Source organism: Haloarcula salinisoli (assembly GCF_019599405.1).
Lineage (GTDB): Archaea > Halobacteriota > Halobacteria > Halobacteriales > Haloarculaceae > Haloarcula > Haloarcula salinisoli.
This window is the reverse complement of the sequence record NZ_RKLQ01000002.1, coordinates 873855-890397: the sequence shown is the minus strand read 5'-3', so window position 1 is coordinate 890397 and position 16543 is coordinate 873855. Positions and strand designations below refer to the sequence as shown.

The following is a 16543-nucleotide window of genomic DNA, read 5'->3' as shown; positions in this document are numbered from 1 at the left end:
CGGGTTCCCCTTAGTCGTGTGGCTAAGGCCACTGAATCAAAATACACCGCATACGCCTACCAGAATAGACCAATTGGATGGATTATTGCGGACGGTCCAGAGAGTTCCCAATCCTTTATTTCAACCTGCAAATTGAATTGACTACTTATTTTCCTCAATTGGGCGCTCCATTCCCCAGTGTCCTCAGAAATATATTCTTCTGGGGCACTTGAAGCGCTTACGGGATCCCAGCTTTCTCCGCTTTGGAGAGTCCTATCTATCCGTCCAATGACGGTGAATTCTTTCTCGTCCCCAAACTGTTTGACCGGATCTTTTCGCATTTTCGTCCTGTCTAGTGGAACACCGTAATGTCCCCCAGGGGTTTTCATTCTTAGTGGAATTTCTTCACCAGTCATTTTCTCGACAAATGATGCAACAGATTGAATTTGTTGAGTTTGCTCTTTACTCCAACCATCCTTTCCTGGCTCTTGGTTAATATTATGAACGTCATCAACAAGATCAGGACTGAATATTTCAGAGAGCTCTTTAACAGCAGCTTCAACTTTGAATAAAGCCATTGGTTCGATAACGCCTTCAAGCCTCACCATATCTCCTGATTGCCTGTATTCTGGATCTGGATTTTCGTGAATCTGTATTCCCTTGTCTTTGAGAGTCGAGAGTAAATCGCGGAACCGATAGGGAGCAGTGATTTCCAGCTTGGTTTGAGTACTGTTTATATCCTGTTTTGAATATCCTCCTTCTCCACCAATACCCCATATTTTCCCAGCCAAACTTCCTGACTTCTCTTCTTGATCTTCTTCTGACTCAGTAATTGCTGATGGAACTCCGTGACCTAAAGACGATAGATGGCTATTAACACTAACATCGTCTAAGTATATGAAATCTCTAAGCTCTTCCATGATTTATTATTCGCCCTCTCTTCATATAATATTCAAGATTAAAATATGTCAGCTAATTCTATTTTTGCTTGGTCTGCATTGCGGTGGTCACCTCCGCCGTGCCAGTGCAACAGAGGAAGCCTTGACGAATGCCTCATTTCCCAGTGTAGAACCTCCACACCTTGCCCACGAACTCGGTACACACCGAAGACATACCACCCATCTGCCGCCCGTAGCTTGTCGTGGTACTGGTCGTAGAGTTTGAACGTTCCCGGCTGCCCATCGCTGTGACGGTGCATCGCGGACTTGATCTCAACTGGCGTCCCATCTTCTCGCCGCGCGTCGTGCCAGCTCGCCCGATCTAACTCCAGCCCATATCGCTCGGCGGCCTTCCGCTCGACGAGCGTCCCGTAGTGGTTCGCTTTGTGACTGCGATTCATCGCGTGCTTCGCGCGGTTTTATATATACACTCCTCTCGTCGCTCAGACGGTCGGCCCATGGATTCCCTCTCGGTCTCCGTGTGACCAGAGGGCGGCTGTGGGCCAGTCGTAAAGCCCCCTGTGTGGACGTGGACAGACGGACACACCGCTGCTGTCATGCAGTTATACTCCGCACTCTGTCCATGGCCATATCGTGGTCACCGTCCTGGATTTCGGGCCACCGTTTCCCAACCCACGATTTTCCGAAGGGCACATATTTCGCCGTTTCCCGGTGCGTCAGGCCGTCTTCTTTGCATCTCCGTACGGTCCATAGCGCCACGTCGTAGGCCACTTCGTCCGGGTCGGGCTCCTCCTCTTCTTCGCCGTCTGTCCACGACCACGAACTCGCCTCTTTGTCGTTGTAGCGCCAGTCTGTCGGCGGAATCCCCTCGATCTCCATGAACGTATCCCGAAGCTGGCCGTTCTTCACCCGCTCGGCGACGACGGCTTCCTTCTTGCTGGTCTTCTTGATGATGACGCCGAGCCGCCACAGCAGCGGGTGAATAGAGCTCTCGTCGTGTGCGATGTAGATGAGGAGGCCGTTGTACTTCCGAATCTTGTAGACGAGTGGCCCCATCTTCTGCCGAGTGAGGTGGCCCTGTTTGCCCGTTCCTGTCGCCTTACTGCTGAACTCGTCGCCGATGAATAGCTTGGCCTGCTGGGGATGGTCGAGCGGGTCGCCGTCCTGCTGGACCCACTGCTCCAGCGTGTGATGATTCGGGACGTAGCCGTTCCGAACCTCGCCGGTGCTATCGACCCACTCGGTCGTCTCGCTGAGTGATTTGATGTTGCTGGCGATCTGCTCGACGCCGAGCAAGTGCTTCGCCCGTTGGCCGATGAGGCCGGCCATGTTCGTCTTGCCCGCGCCCATCTCGCCCAAGAGGACAATCACCGGCGCGGGAGATTCGATGATCTGGTCTATTTTGCTGATAGCTTTCATCCCGGAGATATCGGCCCGCTGGTCCTGCTGACCGGTGAGGTGTTTCAGGCTGGTCATGTCGCCGTTCTCCAGTGCCTCGCGGGCGGTCTCTGTGGCCGCTATCCCACGTATCTGCTGGACTTCCTCAAGATTCCGGGCCTGTCCGGGCATTCGGCCGGGCGCGTCGGCCTGGTCGGGGTCGTAGTGCTGTTCCTGAACGGCGAGATACCGAGAGACCAGCGGGTCCCGAACGATGCCAGCGTGGGGGGCCGCATCCGGGTCCCGTTCGTGATAGCCGTCCTGGTGCTCGCGAAAGCCGGCTACGGTGTAGACGTCGTTGTCGTCGCTCATGGCTGGCCCCCGTTCGTCTGCGGATTAGTCTGCTGCCCATGCCCATTGCCCATATGCTGGCGCTCGTCTTCGGCGAGGTCGCGCTCAGAAACCTCGAGGATCTCGTCGCGCTCTTCTTCGATGTTGCCGCGCATCTCCTCCCAGGTGTCGGCGGTGGCGTTCTCGTCCAGCATGAGGCCGCGCTCGCGAGCCTCCGCGCCGGTATTGATGAGCTTCTCCTGAAGAGTGACGGCGTTGTCGGACCACTCGCCGCGCAGCTGGGCGAGCGTCGCGGCCTTGTCCAGGAGCGAATCGTGAACCCGCTCCATGTGTGCCCTGGCGGTGATGAGCTCCGAATCCTTCGCCGCGCCGAGCCAGGTACCGCTCACTTCCAGGGCGTCGATGTCGTCGAGCCACTCCATATCCCGAACTTCGTAGGCGTCGCCGTCGTTGACGAGATTCGGCGCGGCGTCGACGTTCTCGCGCTGTTTCCACGTCTCCGGGGGGACCTTGTACTTCTCCCGTTCGCCAGTGACGGCGTTGATGTGGAACACCGTCTCCCAGTTGCGCCGGTGGAGCCACCGAGCAATCTTCAGCCCGGTCAGATAGCAGGGCATCCCCAGCAGTATCCAGCCGGCCAGAATCGCAGGAATCCAGTCGGGGAGTTCGGGTGCCTGTGGCTGGTAGTACGCGACGAGCCCGAGGACGCCCAGGAACATCCCCATGACGAGGATTTTGTACTCCGCCAGGAGGTAGGTCAGGCGGTCGCGCCAGGTGGCAAACGTCGGGTGGCTCATGTCGCCACCTCCGGGGCCTGTCCGGTGCGACGGACGACGGTGTAGGCGGCCAGCCCGACCCAGGTGAACGCGACGAAGGCGCCGGCGAACCACGCCTGGATCGAGGTGAGCGCGCGCAGCACGTCGAGGCCGCTGGACTCTGAGGCTGGCCGTTGCAGAATCTCGGCGTAGAGTGGCGTCTGCTCGGTGCTGATCGAGAGCGCGACGTACCCGCTGGAGCTGTTGATGGGGATTTCGTACGTCGCAGTCTCGCCGGCTTTCATGACCACCGTCCGAACGGGCACCTCGCCACCCTGCCGGAACCTACTCGCGTCGGAGATTGAGATGGCCTGGGCAGACTCCGAGCGGAGGGTCAACCGGACGACGCTCCGGTTCCCTTCGGTGACGATGCGGGACTCGACGATAGTGGTCTGGTTGTCGATGCGCTCGGTAGTGCTGGCTGCGGTGGGCTGTGGGCTGGCGTCAGCCTGATTAGCGGACTGTGCGACGGCCGGAGTGCTGCCGACGAGCGTGGCGCTCACGACGAGCAGCAGCGCGAAAAGTGGGAATCTCATGGGGCTATCTCTGATTGGCGAAGTTTAGGACGACTATCAGGGCGACCGCGCCACCGGCGATGAGCAACAGATACTGCTGGGTGTCTGGGCCACCGCCGTCGCTGCCGGGAATGCCCGAGTTCGCCACGCGGTCCTGTTGGCGGGCCTCAATCTGAGAACGGACATACGAACTCCGATTGAACAGCTCCCGTAGCTCCGTGACGTTGGTCACGCGGTAGCTGCCGTCCCGATAGCGCACTCTGTCGAGTGAGTCGCCGTCGGTGTTCGTCGCGGATTCCAGCGTGAAGGTGCTATCCAGCGTCCGGGTCTGGTTGCCCTGGAGGAGATACTGGCTGCCGTTGAGCCGGTCGGGGTCGTAGGTCTGGCCGACTTCGAAGCCGTTGGCTGGCGTGTCTCGCGACAGCAGGATACCCTCGTAGGTGCCACCGTCGGAGACGTTGACCGTCATCGAGCCGAGGTTTTCGAGGTTCTCGGGGCTGTCGACGCCGACCGAGCTGAGGAGTCGATAGACGTACGTCGAGTAGTTCCCGGACTCCGGGCCGATGGTCGAGCTGGCCTGAGGCGTCAGCAGTTCGTTCGGGTCGAGTTCGCCCGACTGAATTTCGGGGTAGGTCCGGTTGGCCAGCGTCCGCATCTCCGCTTCGACCTGCTTGTTTTGCTCTTTGATGGCGTTCCAGCGGATCGCGTACTTGCGCGGTCTGAACGCGGTCTGTGGACCCACCGAAGAGTCATAGGGCTGGACTTGCACGGCTGCCCAGCTGACGCTCTTGCCGTGGCCCCAGGGACTCTGGCGATTGATTGCCACGGACTTCTTACGGGTCAGGTCGTAGACGTTATCGCCTCTGGCCCAGAGAATCCGGCTTTCGACGGTGGAGCCATCGGCGAGGGTGAGCGTCTGGGAGGTATCGCCGCCCGAGTTACCGTCGTCAGTTTGGAGGTGGAAGTCATGGAGATCGGTTTGTCCGGGCTGGTACAGGACGATTTGACTGGCGTAGCTGCCGGAGATGCTGGTTTCGTTTTTGGCGGTCCGTATCATGTTCATCTGGGTCGCTATCGAGGCCTGCCAGCGGTTGTTGAGATTCCGCTGAAGGGCGGCATAGTTTTCTTCAACAGCGTCGATAGCGGCCTCTTGCGCGACGATTTCGCCGCTGCCGTTGTTGACGGCAGAGACGTAGGCCTCGATCCCCTCCGAACGGGCCTTGGACCGGGCGGTCAGCAGCGTGTTATTGGAGGACGACCAGTAGGCGTCGTTGCCGGCTTCGAGATTGGCGGCGTCTTGGTAGAGGTCTATCTTGGTCTGTTCGGCGTCGGTTTCAGACGTGTTGATGCTGCTGATTCCGGGATAGCCGGTACAGTCCACCGCTGCTGCCCCGCTGCCGGTTGAGGCCCGGACTTCTTCGAGCGGTCCGCACTTCATATCGACATCGCCGCCGGAACCGCCGAGGGAGTAGGCCTCGCGAGCAATCTTGTCTCCCTCATGGGAGAAGGTGGGCCGGTTCGATGGCCCGGTTATCGTCGCCGTGACCTGATTGTAGGCCCCGCCGTTGACGAAGTACACCTTGTTGTTGCTCATCTGGTTGGTCGAGAGCGTTCCGGCGTAGATGATATCGCTACTTCCGGGCACTTCGTCGCTGGTGAGCTTGATATCGACTTGGCCCGAGTGGCTGCCGAAATCAATCAGCAGCGTACTCTTGCTGGTGTCGAAGCTATGCGTGTACGGGCCGCCGCCCGCTGCTGAAGCGGTACCGGCCGCGCCGGCGAGCGTCGCGCCGACCAGGAGGACGACGAGGGCGACCGAGCGCCAGCTGTCGCGTCGGGTCATTGGTGTCCCTCCTGCCCATGCCCATCGGGATACACGTCGGTCAGTCCGTCGCGGTTGTCGTCGAGGTCGCCGTCGCCGCGTTCGTTCGTGGCGACGTGGTGCAGCGCGACTAGGACGAACGCGGCGACGCCGGGGATGACGACAGGCACGGGGTCACCGGCGACGGCGCTGCTGATGGTCGTGCCGGTCAGTCCGAGGACTAACAGGCCAGCGTAGCCGAAAAAGCGATCCATATCAGGTCACCCCATCCAGCTGAAGACGTAGTAGCCACCCATCTGAAGGCCGGTGACAGTGTAGCCAGCGATCCAGTGGGACTGAATGAGCTCCTGGAAGCCCAGCAGGTTGAAGCCGCTCAGTAGGACGATGACGAGGGTCCCGCCGGCGACGTAGGTCTCGATGGAGGCCTGGCCCTTGGCGATTTCCGAGATATCGGTGTTCACGGAGATATCGCGCCCGCTCTTGTTGTCGTCGAGGCGGTTGGTGGCGTAGGCCGCGCCGATAGCGGTCAGCGCCAGGAGGAACGCGATAGAGATGCTCGTGCCGCCCGAGGACCACACGGCATCACCGAGGCCGATGTCACCGGGCTGGAGCTTGCCACCGGTGAAAACGCCGGTGGTAGTGAGCGAAGCGAGCGTGAAGAGCCCGCCCATCAATGCATCAACGGTGTCGATCTTTCCGAACATGGTTGGACTGGCCGCGAGTGCGGCCGTGTCCGCCGGTCTCGGGTGGTTCGGTAAAAGTGAGGTAGCCAATAAATCGAGTTGGGACGGTAAACAGGTATCGGACGGAAATCCTACTTGTTATCAACCTTATTGCTACACATGGAGCTAAATATCGTTATGATGTTGGTACAGTTCGTTGCTCTAGCATTACCTGCTGTAGGAATTTATATGGAAATTGTATATAATATCAGGCAACGATGGAGAGAGAAAATGGAGCGCGCAGCGTGGAACGATCCCAGAAGGCAGGCCTTGGAAATTAATATTAATCCCGAAAGCCAGAAATTGGCGTTTGATAGTGAGCTCGGCCATTCGTATCATCTAGCAAGAGTTACCGTATTGGGATTGGGCATGGCTGGGATATTGCTATTAATATCCCTTCTAATTGAACTTCCACCTTCTTTCTCCCAAGAACTAATCTCATCAACTGCTACTACATTATCAACACTGTTTGTGTATGTCTCTGTAGTGTTACTACTGATATCACTGATTTTCTTTGTTGGGAGTATCGCTATTCACCAGAGAGCATTGCAAGATTCACTCGGAATAAGACGGTCGGTTGGGATTTTCAAAGACCATATTATATCAAATATGTATATTCTAAAATCTAATACTAAAGAAGATTCTGTAGAAGACAACGAGTGACCTCACATACCATCTCTTTGGACCCCATGGGGTCACAGCTCTAAGATTGCCTTCGACGCGATATGCACACGAGCGGAAACTGGCCGTGTGCATATTCCGACCCGAATCACTGGCTCAGTGGAAGACGTCGACGAGCGATGGGCATGGGCTGCGGGGACCTTTATGAGTTAGACCGGTTCCAGTGAGTCGAGAATACCACGTTTTTGCCGTCGTGTTCACGAGCGAGCGTATGCGAATCCGCGAAGACGGGAAACACGCGCACCGAACCGATACCATTGAGCAGGCCGCCGAGTTCTGGAGCTGCAACAAGACGAAGGCGCTCATGCGGTCAGCTGAGTTCTCCTGGAGAATCGACGAGCGAATCCGGGAAGTGTTGGCTCGGGATGATTTGACCGTTCAGCAGAAGCGAGAGATTGCCGAGACGCTTCGGGTTCCAGGAACATATGAGATTGAAATCGCAGAGACCGTCGAGATCAAGTTATAGCTCTTTCCACCCCCACCCACGCTGATTTGAGCCTTGCGACCCTTTGACCGAATATGACGCAACCATTTCCCATAGATGTAGACGACTGGGATACTGAAACAGTCGATTCCTTGAATGAGCAGCCGGAGAGTCAGAAACTCGAATACAAATTCTCCCTTTTTTCTACCGACGAGAACCAGTCGAAGCAGGACTGGCACGACAAAATAGAGCGAGAAATCACAGCATTTGCGAATGCCAACGGCGGAATTATCGTGTTTGGAGTAACTGATGATGGGGAACCTGCCCCGTTCGAACCGCCTGAACATGACATTTCTCTCTCGATTACTCGGATTATACAGAACTCAAATCCTGTACCGGATATAGCTGTTCCCAATCCTATCGCATACCCCGATACCAGCAGTAGTCGAGTTATCTTGCCTGTCCGAATTTACGAAGCATCCCGGAAACCGGTTCTAACTTCTGATTCAGCTATCTACATGCGAATCAACGATAGTAAAGAGCCGATGAGCAGAGAGCAAATTGAATCTCTATTTGTGGAGAGGGATAGACGACAACAATCGGTTAGACAGCTTGAAATGGAGATAAACCGACTCTATGATTCAATTAACGGGACAAGTACAGCTCTAAGGGTTCACAGTGACACACCACCCGACTTCCATGAACTCAACATTGAATCGCTAAAACAAGTTCTGAGAGATAATACCCATCTGTATTCTAAACAGAGTACTAAGGATGTAGTTGACCGCATTTTTGACAGGATTCGTGACATTGAAAGTAGAGAAGTATTTGTTGGGCGATATTATGGCGGTGTCATAGATGATTACCCCCAAACAGAACAAAAATTCAATCGCGATCAAAGACAGAAACTTAAGGAGGAGGTTGAGTTGCTTGAGGGCGATTTGGAAGAATTAGCTCAGTTAGAAGGATTAGATGTGAAATTAGATATCTCATAGTCTGAAGGTAATCTCTCGATACTGACTACTTTCACTTCCACTCTCCCCCCATGGCTCACCCCCTTTAGCAACCAGTACACAGTCCCTCGCATGGGTGCAACCTACGACGACAAGGAAGTACAGGACGAATTGCACACGAGCCCGAAAGGCTGGACCACCATCGTCCTCGACGAGTTGGACGACGGCCGCTGGCTGGCGACGCAGGGCGGCGTGTCTGTCCAGGGCCACGGCGAGACCGCGGCGGACGCGGCGGCCGAGTACTGCCGGAAGATTTCGGAGGCGGGCGATGAGTGAGTCTATGAGCGAGAAGTTGGCGGACCCGTGGCGGGTGATGTGCCCACAGCATCATCACGATCTCGTCGACCAGGACGGGCCGACGGTGTACTGTCAGACGTGTGGGCACGCCTATCGGTATGAGGATTTGATTGACAAGGAGGAGACGGAAAGCTACGCTGTGGTGGGGAAATAGACTATAATGGTCTCTTAATTGCAACTTTTATCAGAGGCTTGTGAAACCTCAACCTCCCTGATAGAATTTTTAAATATAGGCACCTACTTTCAGCGTATATGATTTTAGGGTATCAGTTGCTGGTAATGGCTCTTGTCGGTTATTTCGGGTGGTGGATGCACGAAGCAGCCCACTATTTTACAGGCTTTATTTGGACTAACCAGCAGAAACTAATTATTCGGTATTACATCGTGCCTCGTTCTGTTGACTTCTCTGCGTGCAATCTTCCTCCGATGGGAATTCGAATTACGGGAGCAGCACCTCTTTTGCTACTTTTGCCCTCGATCGCTCTCACCTGGAGAGTTTTAATTCCTCTCGGTCAGTCGGGCAACCTATTGCTGGCAGCGGCTATTGCACTACCGTCATTTGCGGCAGCGCTACCAATTAGCAAAAAAGATAGACAAGCAATTTTCTCCCCTGCAGAGTGGGGTTGATACGGCCTCAGTTCTCGCTCTCAATTCGAAGCTCTTCTGCATCAATGTCTCCTGTAAGATAATCTCTCCCCTTCTGAGTAATCTGGTAATAACCTCTCTCCTCAGAAGCCTTTGTCAAGAGTCCCCGGTTAGTGAGCTTCCGCATGCGTCGAGCGACAGTATCCCGGCTCTTGTCAATGACTTCGAGCAGGTCATGGAGATTATACCAGACAACAGTTGGGGGAAGAGCAACCCCCTCGTCCTGCGCCTCGAAGAATTCGAGGACAGCGTCGTCTACTTCGTTCATGCCTTCGACACGCGGGCGCATACCCGCAAATCTGAGCAGAACGTGTTAGTTGCACCGGTCATTCGGCAGATTTGGGCAATCATCTGTGTTCGTGAGCAATTCTGCGCAACAAATAAGTAAGGTGGGCGTATGTGAGCAATATAGCGCGGCAGTCGGGCTCGACGGGTGCAGTAAGGGTGAGAAAGAGCAGGTGGCCGACGACCCTGCGCCGGCCGGAGTGCCGCTCTATAGAGCGAACACATGACCACGACGGATGCACGCCGCCAAAAGACAGGTGGCACGACAGACTGCCCGCGCCCCGGTTTTACTTTCACCGGTGAAAGAGCCAATATCTACTGGACGGGGTGGCGAACCGACTACTTTCACTTTCACTACCCGCGTGTGGGCTTTCATTTTTGTACCCCATCCCGTCAGTTCCGACCGCTCATGTCGGAGACGAAAGCGACGGTGGAGATCGAGAACCGAACGGACCGCTGGCGATTCGTCTGCCCGCGGGGGCACCGGTCGTGGGAGCCCACGAATCACCACTTCTGGTGTGCGAAGTGCGCCCGCCAGGATGGTGTTGATGGCGTCTTCCACGAGCTGCGCGACCGCCGCGACGGTGGGCTGCTGGAGCGCGAGCAGGTGCGACTGCTGACGCCGGCCGGCCCCTACGACCGTGACCTCGACCAGGAAGCGACGGGTGACGGTCGTTCGATTGAGCGGTGAGTGACTGAGAACAGCGACGTGGTTGGACCCACTGGCGGCGCTTCGGTTCGATTCCGAAGGGGTCCCTCGACGGCGGGCGCGTCCAGATTGGAACCCTCGGCGCGCTCGCCGTCACTGGTGAGACCCATGCTAATCCACACAGATTACCATACTCAAACTGTCGGTGGTCCCGCCGGGGTGATCGGTGCGTGAGCGGTCGCCGTCGTCCCGACCCTGAAGACCTGTCCCCAGGTGACGCCGTAGAGCGGTATCTCCGCCGACGGCGCTCCGATGCCACGAAAGAGAGCGTCGAGGGCTGGAGCTACCGGCTGAAGCTGTTCGTCGAGTGGTGCGAGTCGGTCGGCATCGAGACCGTCGGCCAGCTCCGTCGCTACGACCTCGACGAGTACTACGAGTACCGGAGTGCGGACATCAAGGCCGTCACGCTGGAGGGCGAGATGTGGACCCTCCGCGTGTTCACGGAGTTCCTGGAGGACATCGGCGCCGTGGAGGACGGTCTCGCCGAGTCGGTCCGGATTCCGGACCTCGACCCCGGCGACCGCTCCAGCGACACGAAGCTCAGCGTCGACGCCGCCCGCTCGCTCCTGTCCCATTACCGCAACTCCGAGAGCGATTATGGCACCCGACAGCACGCGTTCCTCGAACTGGCGTGGTTCACCGGCGCCCGCCAGGGGAGCATCCGCGGCCTGGACGTTCGGGACGCCCATCTCGACGGGTCGCCTTACGTGATGTTCCGGCACCGACCGGATACCGGTACCCCGCTGAAGAACAAGCTCGAAGGCGAGCGCCCGGTGGCGCTCCCGGAGCCGGTCGGCGACGTACTCCGGACCTACATCGCGAACTATCGCTACGACAGCCGCGACGAGCACGGGCGCCAGCCGCTCATCGCCAGCGCTCGGGGCCGACCGACGAGCAACACCATCCGGATCTGGTGTTATCTGGCGACCCTGCCGTGTTCCTACGGCTACTGCCCACACGACAAGGAGATCGAGGCCTGCGAGTGGACCGCGCGGGACCAGGCGAGTAAGTGCCCATCCTCACGGGCGCCCCACCACATCCGGACGGGGACGATTACCTGGCTGTTGAACCTCGGCTGGCCGCCCCAGGACGTTGCCGAGCGGGTGAACGCGACCCGGAAGACCATCGAACAGCACTACGACAAAGCGACGCCCGAGCAGCGGCGCGAACGTCTCCGTGAGCGCATGGAGGACCGGCGCCGCTCGCTCGTCGAGAGTTTGGACTTCGATACCGATGACTAACACGATTCAGAAACCGACCAGAGAGTGCATTGAGGCCCCTATGAAACGGGATGTATCAAAATCGCGCCGGCCCATACTTCTCGCGGCGCTCACTTTCGAGCGCCGCGTGTCGTCTGCCGCCGCGGGAATTCGAATGAGTGGACAGGCCGCGCGTACGGCCATGCCCGGCGGTCTCGGGTGATTCGGTAAAAGTGAGGTTGTCAGAGGGGCGGTTATATATACTGTAATAACGGAGACGAGTTCACTCGCTTCTGCTCAGTTCATTAGTTCATAGTGATTCTTAATGTGGGTAGCAGTCCGGATACTCTCTTGATCGTTCAGTACAGCAAAGAGCTGTCGAGCGAAGGACTAAGACTGTCGGTCTAAGCTTTCCTGGGTATCGAATTTGCTCCCCATCCTCCAGTCGTAACTGAAGCCCTCCTGAACGGTCAGTTGCGGGGTAATTGTTATCGACTCGCCGGCTTCAATACGGAGCGAATTCCCTCCCGAATCCCAAAGGATACCCGGTACCCTGCCATCTTCGTTGGTCTGGAACGTCTGTTCGCCGTCACCGCTGGACAGAGTGGTATCGGTAACAGTGATGAAGTACGTGATGCTGTCGTACTCCCCCGGCGGAACGTTTGTCTCCATGAGATCTATCGATCCTTCGCTCCAGTCAAATCCGGCCTCGAACTGGTCGAGGTCGAACTGCACCGGGTCACTCTCGCGGGTGACGGTGCACCCGTCGACATCGGAGAGCTCAAATCCGGTGAACTCGACGCTGATCGACTCGAACGCGTCAGGGAGTTGGTCAGCAGTTATATCCAGGTCGAACGAGGCGCTACCGCCGTTCGATTCTTCGCACGTCGTCCCTGGCTCGTCGGTCCCCGCTTCAGTATTTTCAGTTTCGGGTGCCCCGCTATCTTGCCCGCATCCCGCAATCGTAACGACACCTGCTGTGGCTCCCGCTGCGAGGAACGACCGCCGGTCTAGTAACCGAACCATGCAATAAAACTATTGCTCACATACATAAATTATATCTATCTGAATTATCATTTTCCAAACCTACTGAGCAGTTAGTTCAGTAAATCTAATTCGAAACACATTCTTTGAGAGGGTTATCACTCCAGATGGTCGGTCAGTATGCCATAGCCCACGACCAGCCCGAGAGTGTTGTGTGGTCAGTCGGTCGATGGGTATCTGTCCCCGTCAGATGAGATTCGGCGTGAGCGGGTAGTGGTAGATTTCGCCTTCGCTCGCCCGTAGCGTCCCGATGATTCGAATCACGAGCCCGGCCGGGAGGAGTATCAGCAAGAACAGAAACCCGATGAGAACAAACGCCAACAGGAAGGAAATCAGTGTCGCAATGAAAAATACGATTTCGAAGTTGAGCGAACTCTTCGCGTTTTCCTCGACGAGCGTATCGCCGTCGTCTGCGATTAGCAAAACGAGCAGTGGTCCGACGAAGGGCGCAAACAGCGAGGAGGCGTGTGCGAGCGCGGCCAGCGTCGTATCTCCCTCAGTGCGTGTTGCCATGTCGCCTGGTAGTCGGGGTCGCGGGATAAAATCCAATCATTCGAACGGACCGCATGCGTTCGTACCTATGGAAATTCTGCGACCCGAACAAACCACCGTTGACGGCATACTACAGTGGTCGGCAACGACTTCGCCGCTATGAGATGGAACGTTAGTTCTCTCTTCGGTGCGCGTAAATGTATTTCACGTCGCTACGCCGACGCGACAGCTGAAAAGTATTGCTCGGGGCAGACCCCGGTCGCTGTGAGCGACACAGACTCATCCGGCAGGTCCGGTGCGCTGTCCGCAAAACCCGACCAGTCGGGCTATCGAGCGGACTCGGCCAGTGCCAGTGGGGACCCACACTGTTGACACGACATCGTCACGGCAATCTGGGCGGGTTTGACCAGCAGGCTCGCCCGTTTGCTGTACCCACAGCTTCGACACTCCAGTTTGGCATCTCGCGGAATAGTGTTAGCGACCACACATATCCACCGACCGCTCGTCTCTTGAATATGTTGTATTATTAACCTAAATTCGATGAAGGGATTTCGGGAGTCGCTGAGATTGTGGACGATGTTTGGAAATCGCCCTCTCAATCGGACAGGCTGGCAGTGTGCTTCCTGTCCTCGCTGCACTCTTGCTGGGCCTCAAATTTACCGGGCCACGGCGCCTGTGGTCCCGGTGACTGACAGGCCCGCTCCAGCGGCCGTGGGACTGGTACCAGTAGGCTGTGCCCGATTTGCTCGCGGCGACCTACCCTGTACCAACAATATTATGCTCGTCCTTACACTGCCGGAAGTATATGCGTCTGAACCGGTACAGGGGGTTCTTGCTGCTGGCACTCGGGCTCTCGGCGCTCGTTCAGGTCGCCTACCTCCGTACCCACGAGTTCCCGGCGCTGCTGGGCGGACTTTTCCTCGAAATGGCGGCGACGGTCGCCGAATCGGGCACGCTGCCGACGACTATCGACGGGTTCACCCCGGAGGGCGTCCCCTTCGCGTATCCGCCGCTGGGGTTCTACGTTATGGCCGTTTTCCTGGAGCTCGGCGTCGACGGCGTAGCGCTGCTTCGCTTCGGTGCACCGGTCGTCCTGCTGGGCATCGTCGCGCTCGTCTATCACCTCACGTGGGTGCTGACCGACCGTCCCGAGACGGCACTCGTCGCTGGCATCATCACGGGCACGCACGTCTCGCTGAACGTCTATCTACTGGGGGCGAGCGGCTTCATCCGCGGGCTGGGCTTTCTGTTCATGCTGGTCGCGATGTTCGGGGCCTACCAGTACTTCGCGAACGACGGGGACCGGCGGGCGCTGGCCACCGCGACAATCGGCTGGGGGCTCGTCGTGTTGACCCACCCCGTCCACGCCGCGGCAGCCGGGGCCGGCGTCGCTGCCGCGTGGCTCGTCTGGGACCGCTCGCCGCGGGGGCTGGCGACCGGGGCCGGAATCGCCGTCGGCGGGCTCGTCATCGCCAGCCCGTGGTGGCTAACCGTCGTCTCGAACCACGGCGCGGACATCTTCTTCGCCGGCGCGGGTTCCCAGGGCTCGTTCAACAACAGCCTCTCGGACCTTGGGGAGCTGGTCGACTGGTTCTGGGGAACGAGCTACGTGCTGAACTGGCCGGCCGCGTTCGCGGTCGTGGGCACCGCGTCGCTGGTCGCCCGTGGGGAGTGGCACCAGCCCGCCTGGCTGGCCGCTCCGATTGTTTTGCTGGTGCCGCCCCACGGCCGGCTCGGGATTCTGGTCGTCGCGCCGCTGGGCGCTGTGGGATTCATGCTCGCGCTGTCGGTGCTGACCGAGCTGGACATCGACCTGCCCGACCGCTCGACGGGGCGTCTCTCCCGTCTGTCCCTCCCGTCTCGCTTCAGCCTGCCGGCCCCCCTCTCCCGCGTCGACCTCCCGGACCTGTCCACGCGGCAGGTGGTCGCTATCGTCTTTTTCCTCGTCCTCGTCGGCCCGTTCGTGGGCCAGAACATGGCCGCTGCGTCGGGGACGAGCCCCTATAGTCCGCTGCCGGTGTATGTCGACGCCGAGGACCGGACGGCGATGGACTGGATCGAAGACGAGACGGCCGCCGACGCACAGGTCGCCGTCGTCGGCGGCGCCAGCGAGTGGTTCCCGCATCTGGCCAACCGCACGTCGGTCATCGTGAAGTACGGGACCGAGTGGTCGGGCCAGGAGACGTTCACCAGACACGAGTCGGCCCAGTACGAGCTGCGGAACTGCTGGAACGCCTCGTGTGTGAACGCCACGCTCGTCGACCACGAGTTCGCGTCCGAGGTCGACTACGTCTACGTGCCCTACGGCGGGTTCATGTCCGGGCGCGGTGGGGCGAGCATCTCGCCGGCCCTGCACGAGTCGCTGCGTTCCAGCGAGCAGTTCACCGAGGTCTACCGGAACAGCGGTGTCGGCGTCTACGAGTACAACCGGACCGCAGCGGTGAGCGAATCCCAACAGCGAGCCCTCGACGCGTGACCGTCTGCCCCGGGTGAGGACTCCCGAACAGGACGGTCAGTCCTCGGCCGCCGTCTCCAGGGCGTCCCAGTCGATTGCCCAGCCGTCGTCGTACATCGCGGGGACCTGCCCGACGCCGTCTTCGGCGCCAGTGGAGTGTTCCTTGAGCCGCTCGTACTCCAGCGGTGAGGGCTGGAGCTCGAACTCGTCCGGTAGGTCGGCCGCTCCCTCGATTGTGAACGAGAGGTAATGTCGTCCGTTGACTGCTTTGTGCTCCTCACAGTGTGCGTCGTACAGGGTCATGTGCGGGTACACCGGAGGCGAATTGATAAGCGCTGTTGTCGGGCCCCGTGGCCCCTGAGACACAACTCAGGTGGTGACCCGTGCGGGCAGCGGAATCGGGGCCTACCACCGATACCGAGGGTAGAGCGTCTTCGACGCGTAGCGGCGCCGTCACTCGAAGAACAGGTCGACGATATCGTCGTCGCCCCGTTCCCGGTAGAACTCCGAGTAGCCACACATCGAACAGCTGACGACGCGGAACTCGTTTGTCGCCACGTCGGACATCATCGACAGGTTCCCGCCCGCAGTCTGGACGGTCCCGGTCTCTGTGCGCTGGGAGCCACACTTCGGACAGCCGCGGTCGTGGTCGTACTCCGGCGGCGTTCGTTCGCCCGGCGACTCCCGGTCCCACCCGATGTCACCATCTCCGTCGTCGTTCGAGTGCATACGGACGGCTTTCCCGACGAGCGAGGTAACCTTTGGGAACGGATGTGATACGTTCTCATATCGGGCCGAAAACCTACCATCCCCGGCGCC

At 58.4% G+C, this 16543-nt stretch carries 22 protein-coding genes; 9 read left to right on the top strand and 13 right to left on the bottom strand.

The window, feature by feature from the left end; translation table 11 throughout:
* Positions 1-56: 56 nt before the first annotated feature.
* The 8 genes from EGD98_RS13780 to EGD98_RS13750 form a co-directional block, all read right to left on the bottom strand.
* Complete coding sequence (locus EGD98_RS13780; RefSeq protein ID WP_220588945.1) at positions 57-899, bottom strand: DUF6414 family protein; 843 nt, start codon at positions 897-899, stop codon at positions 57-59.
* Between the two features lie 38 nt (positions 900-937).
* Positions 938-1318, bottom strand: a complete 381-nt coding sequence (locus EGD98_RS21300) for a PD-(D/E)XK family putative nuclease (protein ID WP_425433351.1) — start codon at positions 1316-1318, stop codon at positions 938-940.
* 154 nt (positions 1319-1472) lie between these two features.
* Positions 1473-2627 carry a hypothetical protein gene (locus tag EGD98_RS13775; RefSeq protein WP_220588944.1) on the bottom strand — a complete coding sequence of 385 codons (1155 nt, stop codon included), beginning with the start codon at positions 2625-2627 and terminating at the stop codon, positions 1473-1475.
* Positions 2624-3403: a hypothetical protein gene (locus tag EGD98_RS13770; protein ID WP_220588943.1), complete on the bottom strand. Its 780-nt coding sequence runs from the start codon at positions 3401-3403 to the stop codon at positions 2624-2626. The genes EGD98_RS13775 and EGD98_RS13770 overlap by 4 nt, the downstream gene beginning before the upstream one ends.
* Positions 3400-3957, bottom strand: coding sequence for a DUF8063 family protein (locus EGD98_RS13765; protein WP_220588942.1), 558 nt, complete (start codon positions 3955-3957; stop codon positions 3400-3402). The genes EGD98_RS13770 and EGD98_RS13765 overlap by 4 nt, the downstream gene beginning before the upstream one ends.
* A 4-nt stretch (positions 3958-3961) precedes the next feature.
* Positions 3962-5779 carry an Env/VP5 family phage fusion protein gene (locus tag EGD98_RS13760; protein ID WP_220588941.1) on the bottom strand — a complete coding sequence of 606 codons (1818 nt, stop codon included), beginning with the start codon at positions 5777-5779 and terminating at the stop codon, positions 3962-3964.
* Entirely contained in the window at positions 5776-6012 is a 237-nt protein-coding gene (locus EGD98_RS13755) for a hypothetical protein (protein ID WP_220588940.1), read from the bottom strand. Before EGD98_RS13755 ends, EGD98_RS13760 begins: the two co-directional genes overlap by 4 nt.
* A 6-nt stretch (positions 6013-6018) precedes the next feature.
* Entirely contained in the window at positions 6019-6462 is a 444-nt protein-coding gene (locus tag EGD98_RS13750; protein WP_220588939.1) for a DUF8023 family protein, read from the bottom strand.
* A gap of 138 nt (positions 6463-6600) precedes the next feature.
* On the opposite strand from EGD98_RS13750, the gene EGD98_RS13745 reads away from it, so the two are divergent.
* From EGD98_RS13745 to EGD98_RS13720, 6 genes are all read left to right on the top strand, one after another.
* On the top strand, positions 6601-7143 hold the full coding sequence (locus tag EGD98_RS13745) for a hypothetical protein (RefSeq protein ID WP_220588938.1): 543 nt from the start codon (positions 6601-6603) through the stop codon (positions 7141-7143).
* A 229-nt stretch (positions 7144-7372) separates the two neighbouring features.
* Positions 7373-7627: a DUF7692 domain-containing protein gene (locus EGD98_RS13740; protein ID WP_220588937.1), complete on the top strand. Its 255-nt coding sequence runs from the start codon at positions 7373-7375 to the stop codon at positions 7625-7627.
* Between the two features lie 53 nt (positions 7628-7680).
* On the top strand, positions 7681-8580 hold the full coding sequence (locus EGD98_RS13735) for an AlbA family DNA-binding domain-containing protein (RefSeq protein WP_220588936.1): 900 nt from the start codon (positions 7681-7683) through the stop codon (positions 8578-8580).
* 90 nt (positions 8581-8670) lie between these two features.
* Positions 8671-8874 (top strand): hypothetical protein, encoded by a 204-nt coding sequence (locus EGD98_RS13730; RefSeq protein WP_220588935.1) that lies wholly within the window; start codon positions 8671-8673, stop codon positions 8872-8874.
* Positions 8867-9049: a hypothetical protein gene (locus tag EGD98_RS13725; RefSeq protein WP_220588934.1), complete on the top strand. Its 183-nt coding sequence runs from the start codon at positions 8867-8869 to the stop codon at positions 9047-9049. The genes EGD98_RS13730 and EGD98_RS13725 overlap by 8 nt, the downstream gene beginning before the upstream one ends.
* Positions 9050-9147: 98 nt before the next feature.
* A complete protein-coding gene (locus EGD98_RS13720; RefSeq protein ID WP_220588933.1) occupies positions 9148-9522 on the top strand; it encodes a hypothetical protein in 375 nt (124 codons plus the stop codon).
* 7 nt (positions 9523-9529) lie between these two features.
* On the opposite strand, the gene EGD98_RS13715 is transcribed toward EGD98_RS13720, so the two are convergent.
* The gene (locus EGD98_RS13715; RefSeq protein ID WP_220588932.1) at positions 9530-9808 is read right to left on the bottom strand and encodes a transcriptional regulator; all 279 of its coding nucleotides are present in this window, start codon (positions 9806-9808) and stop codon (positions 9530-9532) included.
* 426 nt (positions 9809-10234) lie between these two features.
* Between EGD98_RS13715 and EGD98_RS13710 the strand changes: the two genes are divergently transcribed.
* Together EGD98_RS13710 and EGD98_RS13705 are read left to right on the top strand one after the other, a co-directional pair.
* On the top strand, positions 10235-10516 hold the full coding sequence (locus tag EGD98_RS13710; RefSeq protein ID WP_220588931.1) for a hypothetical protein: 282 nt from the start codon (positions 10235-10237) through the stop codon (positions 10514-10516).
* Positions 10517-10704: 188 nt separating this feature from the next.
* Complete coding sequence (locus EGD98_RS13705; RefSeq protein WP_220588930.1) at positions 10705-11775, top strand: tyrosine-type recombinase/integrase; 1071 nt, start codon at positions 10705-10707, stop codon at positions 11773-11775.
* A 348-nt stretch (positions 11776-12123) separates the two neighbouring features.
* Here the strand turns inward: EGD98_RS13705 and EGD98_RS13700 are convergent, their stop codons facing one another.
* Both EGD98_RS13700 and EGD98_RS13695 read right to left on the bottom strand, forming a co-directional pair.
* A complete protein-coding gene (locus EGD98_RS13700) occupies positions 12124-12759 on the bottom strand; it encodes a hypothetical protein (RefSeq protein ID WP_220588929.1) in 636 nt (211 codons plus the stop codon).
* Between the two features lie 204 nt (positions 12760-12963).
* Positions 12964-13290 carry a DUF4870 domain-containing protein gene (locus tag EGD98_RS13695; protein WP_220588928.1) on the bottom strand — a complete coding sequence of 109 codons (327 nt, stop codon included), beginning with the start codon at positions 13288-13290 and terminating at the stop codon, positions 12964-12966.
* Between the two features lie 784 nt (positions 13291-14074).
* Here EGD98_RS13695 and EGD98_RS13690 point away from each other — a divergent pair.
* Positions 14075-15745, top strand: coding sequence for an ArnT family glycosyltransferase (locus EGD98_RS13690; RefSeq protein WP_220588927.1), 1671 nt, complete (start codon positions 14075-14077; stop codon positions 15743-15745).
* A gap of 36 nt (positions 15746-15781) precedes the next feature.
* Here the strand turns inward: EGD98_RS13690 and EGD98_RS13685 are convergent, their stop codons facing one another.
* A complete protein-coding gene (locus EGD98_RS13685; protein ID WP_220588926.1) occupies positions 15782-16027 on the bottom strand; it encodes a hypothetical protein in 246 nt (81 codons plus the stop codon).
* Between the two features lie 150 nt (positions 16028-16177).
* On the bottom strand, positions 16178-16453 hold the full coding sequence (locus tag EGD98_RS13680; RefSeq protein WP_220588925.1) for a zinc ribbon domain-containing protein: 276 nt from the start codon (positions 16451-16453) through the stop codon (positions 16178-16180).
* Positions 16454-16543 lie beyond the last annotated feature (90 nt).

Coding starts and splice junctions, on each gene's coding strand:
- EGD98_RS13720 (WP_220588933.1), top strand. CDS start 9,148: ATGATTTTAGGGTATCAGTTGCTGGTAATGGCTCTTGTCGGTTATTTC.
- EGD98_RS13745 (WP_220588938.1), top strand. CDS start 6,601: ATGGAGCTAAATATCGTTATGATGTTGGTACAGTTCGTTGCTCTAGCA.
- EGD98_RS13780 (WP_220588945.1), bottom strand. CDS start 899: ATGGAAGAGCTTAGAGATTTCATATACTTAGACGATGTTAGTGTTAAT.
- EGD98_RS13740 (WP_220588937.1), top strand. CDS start 7,373: ATGCGAATCCGCGAAGACGGGAAACACGCGCACCGAACCGATACCATT.
- EGD98_RS13685 (WP_220588926.1), bottom strand. CDS start 16,027: ATGACCCTGTACGACGCACACTGTGAGGAGCACAAAGCAGTCAACGGA.
- EGD98_RS13775 (WP_220588944.1), bottom strand. CDS start 2,627: ATGAGCGACGACAACGACGTCTACACCGTAGCCGGCTTTCGCGAGCAC.
- EGD98_RS13755 (WP_220588940.1), bottom strand. CDS start 6,012: ATGGATCGCTTTTTCGGCTACGCTGGCCTGTTAGTCCTCGGACTGACC.
- EGD98_RS13730 (WP_220588935.1), top strand. CDS start 8,671: ATGGGTGCAACCTACGACGACAAGGAAGTACAGGACGAATTGCACACG.
- EGD98_RS13765 (WP_220588942.1), bottom strand. CDS start 3,957: ATGAGATTCCCACTTTTCGCGCTGCTGCTCGTCGTGAGCGCCACGCTC.
- EGD98_RS13695 (WP_220588928.1), bottom strand. CDS start 13,290: ATGGCAACACGCACTGAGGGAGATACGACGCTGGCCGCGCTCGCACAC.
- EGD98_RS13760 (WP_220588941.1), bottom strand. CDS start 5,779: ATGACCCGACGCGACAGCTGGCGCTCGGTCGCCCTCGTCGTCCTCCTG.
- EGD98_RS13690 (WP_220588927.1), top strand. CDS start 14,075: ATGCGTCTGAACCGGTACAGGGGGTTCTTGCTGCTGGCACTCGGGCTC.
- EGD98_RS13735 (WP_220588936.1), top strand. CDS start 7,681: ATGACGCAACCATTTCCCATAGATGTAGACGACTGGGATACTGAAACA.
- EGD98_RS21300 (WP_425433351.1), bottom strand. CDS start 1,318: ATGAATCGCAGTCACAAAGCGAACCACTACGGGACGCTCGTCGAGCGG.
- EGD98_RS13725 (WP_220588934.1), top strand. CDS start 8,867: ATGAGTGAGTCTATGAGCGAGAAGTTGGCGGACCCGTGGCGGGTGATG.
- EGD98_RS13680 (WP_220588925.1), bottom strand. CDS start 16,453: ATGCACTCGAACGACGACGGAGATGGTGACATCGGGTGGGACCGGGAG.
- EGD98_RS13770 (WP_220588943.1), bottom strand. CDS start 3,403: ATGAGCCACCCGACGTTTGCCACCTGGCGCGACCGCCTGACCTACCTC.
- EGD98_RS13715 (WP_220588932.1), bottom strand. CDS start 9,808: ATGAACGAAGTAGACGACGCTGTCCTCGAATTCTTCGAGGCGCAGGAC.
- EGD98_RS13750 (WP_220588939.1), bottom strand. CDS start 6,462: ATGTTCGGAAAGATCGACACCGTTGATGCATTGATGGGCGGGCTCTTC.
- EGD98_RS13700 (WP_220588929.1), bottom strand. CDS start 12,759: ATGGTTCGGTTACTAGACCGGCGGTCGTTCCTCGCAGCGGGAGCCACA.
- EGD98_RS13710 (WP_220588931.1), top strand. CDS start 10,235: ATGTCGGAGACGAAAGCGACGGTGGAGATCGAGAACCGAACGGACCGC.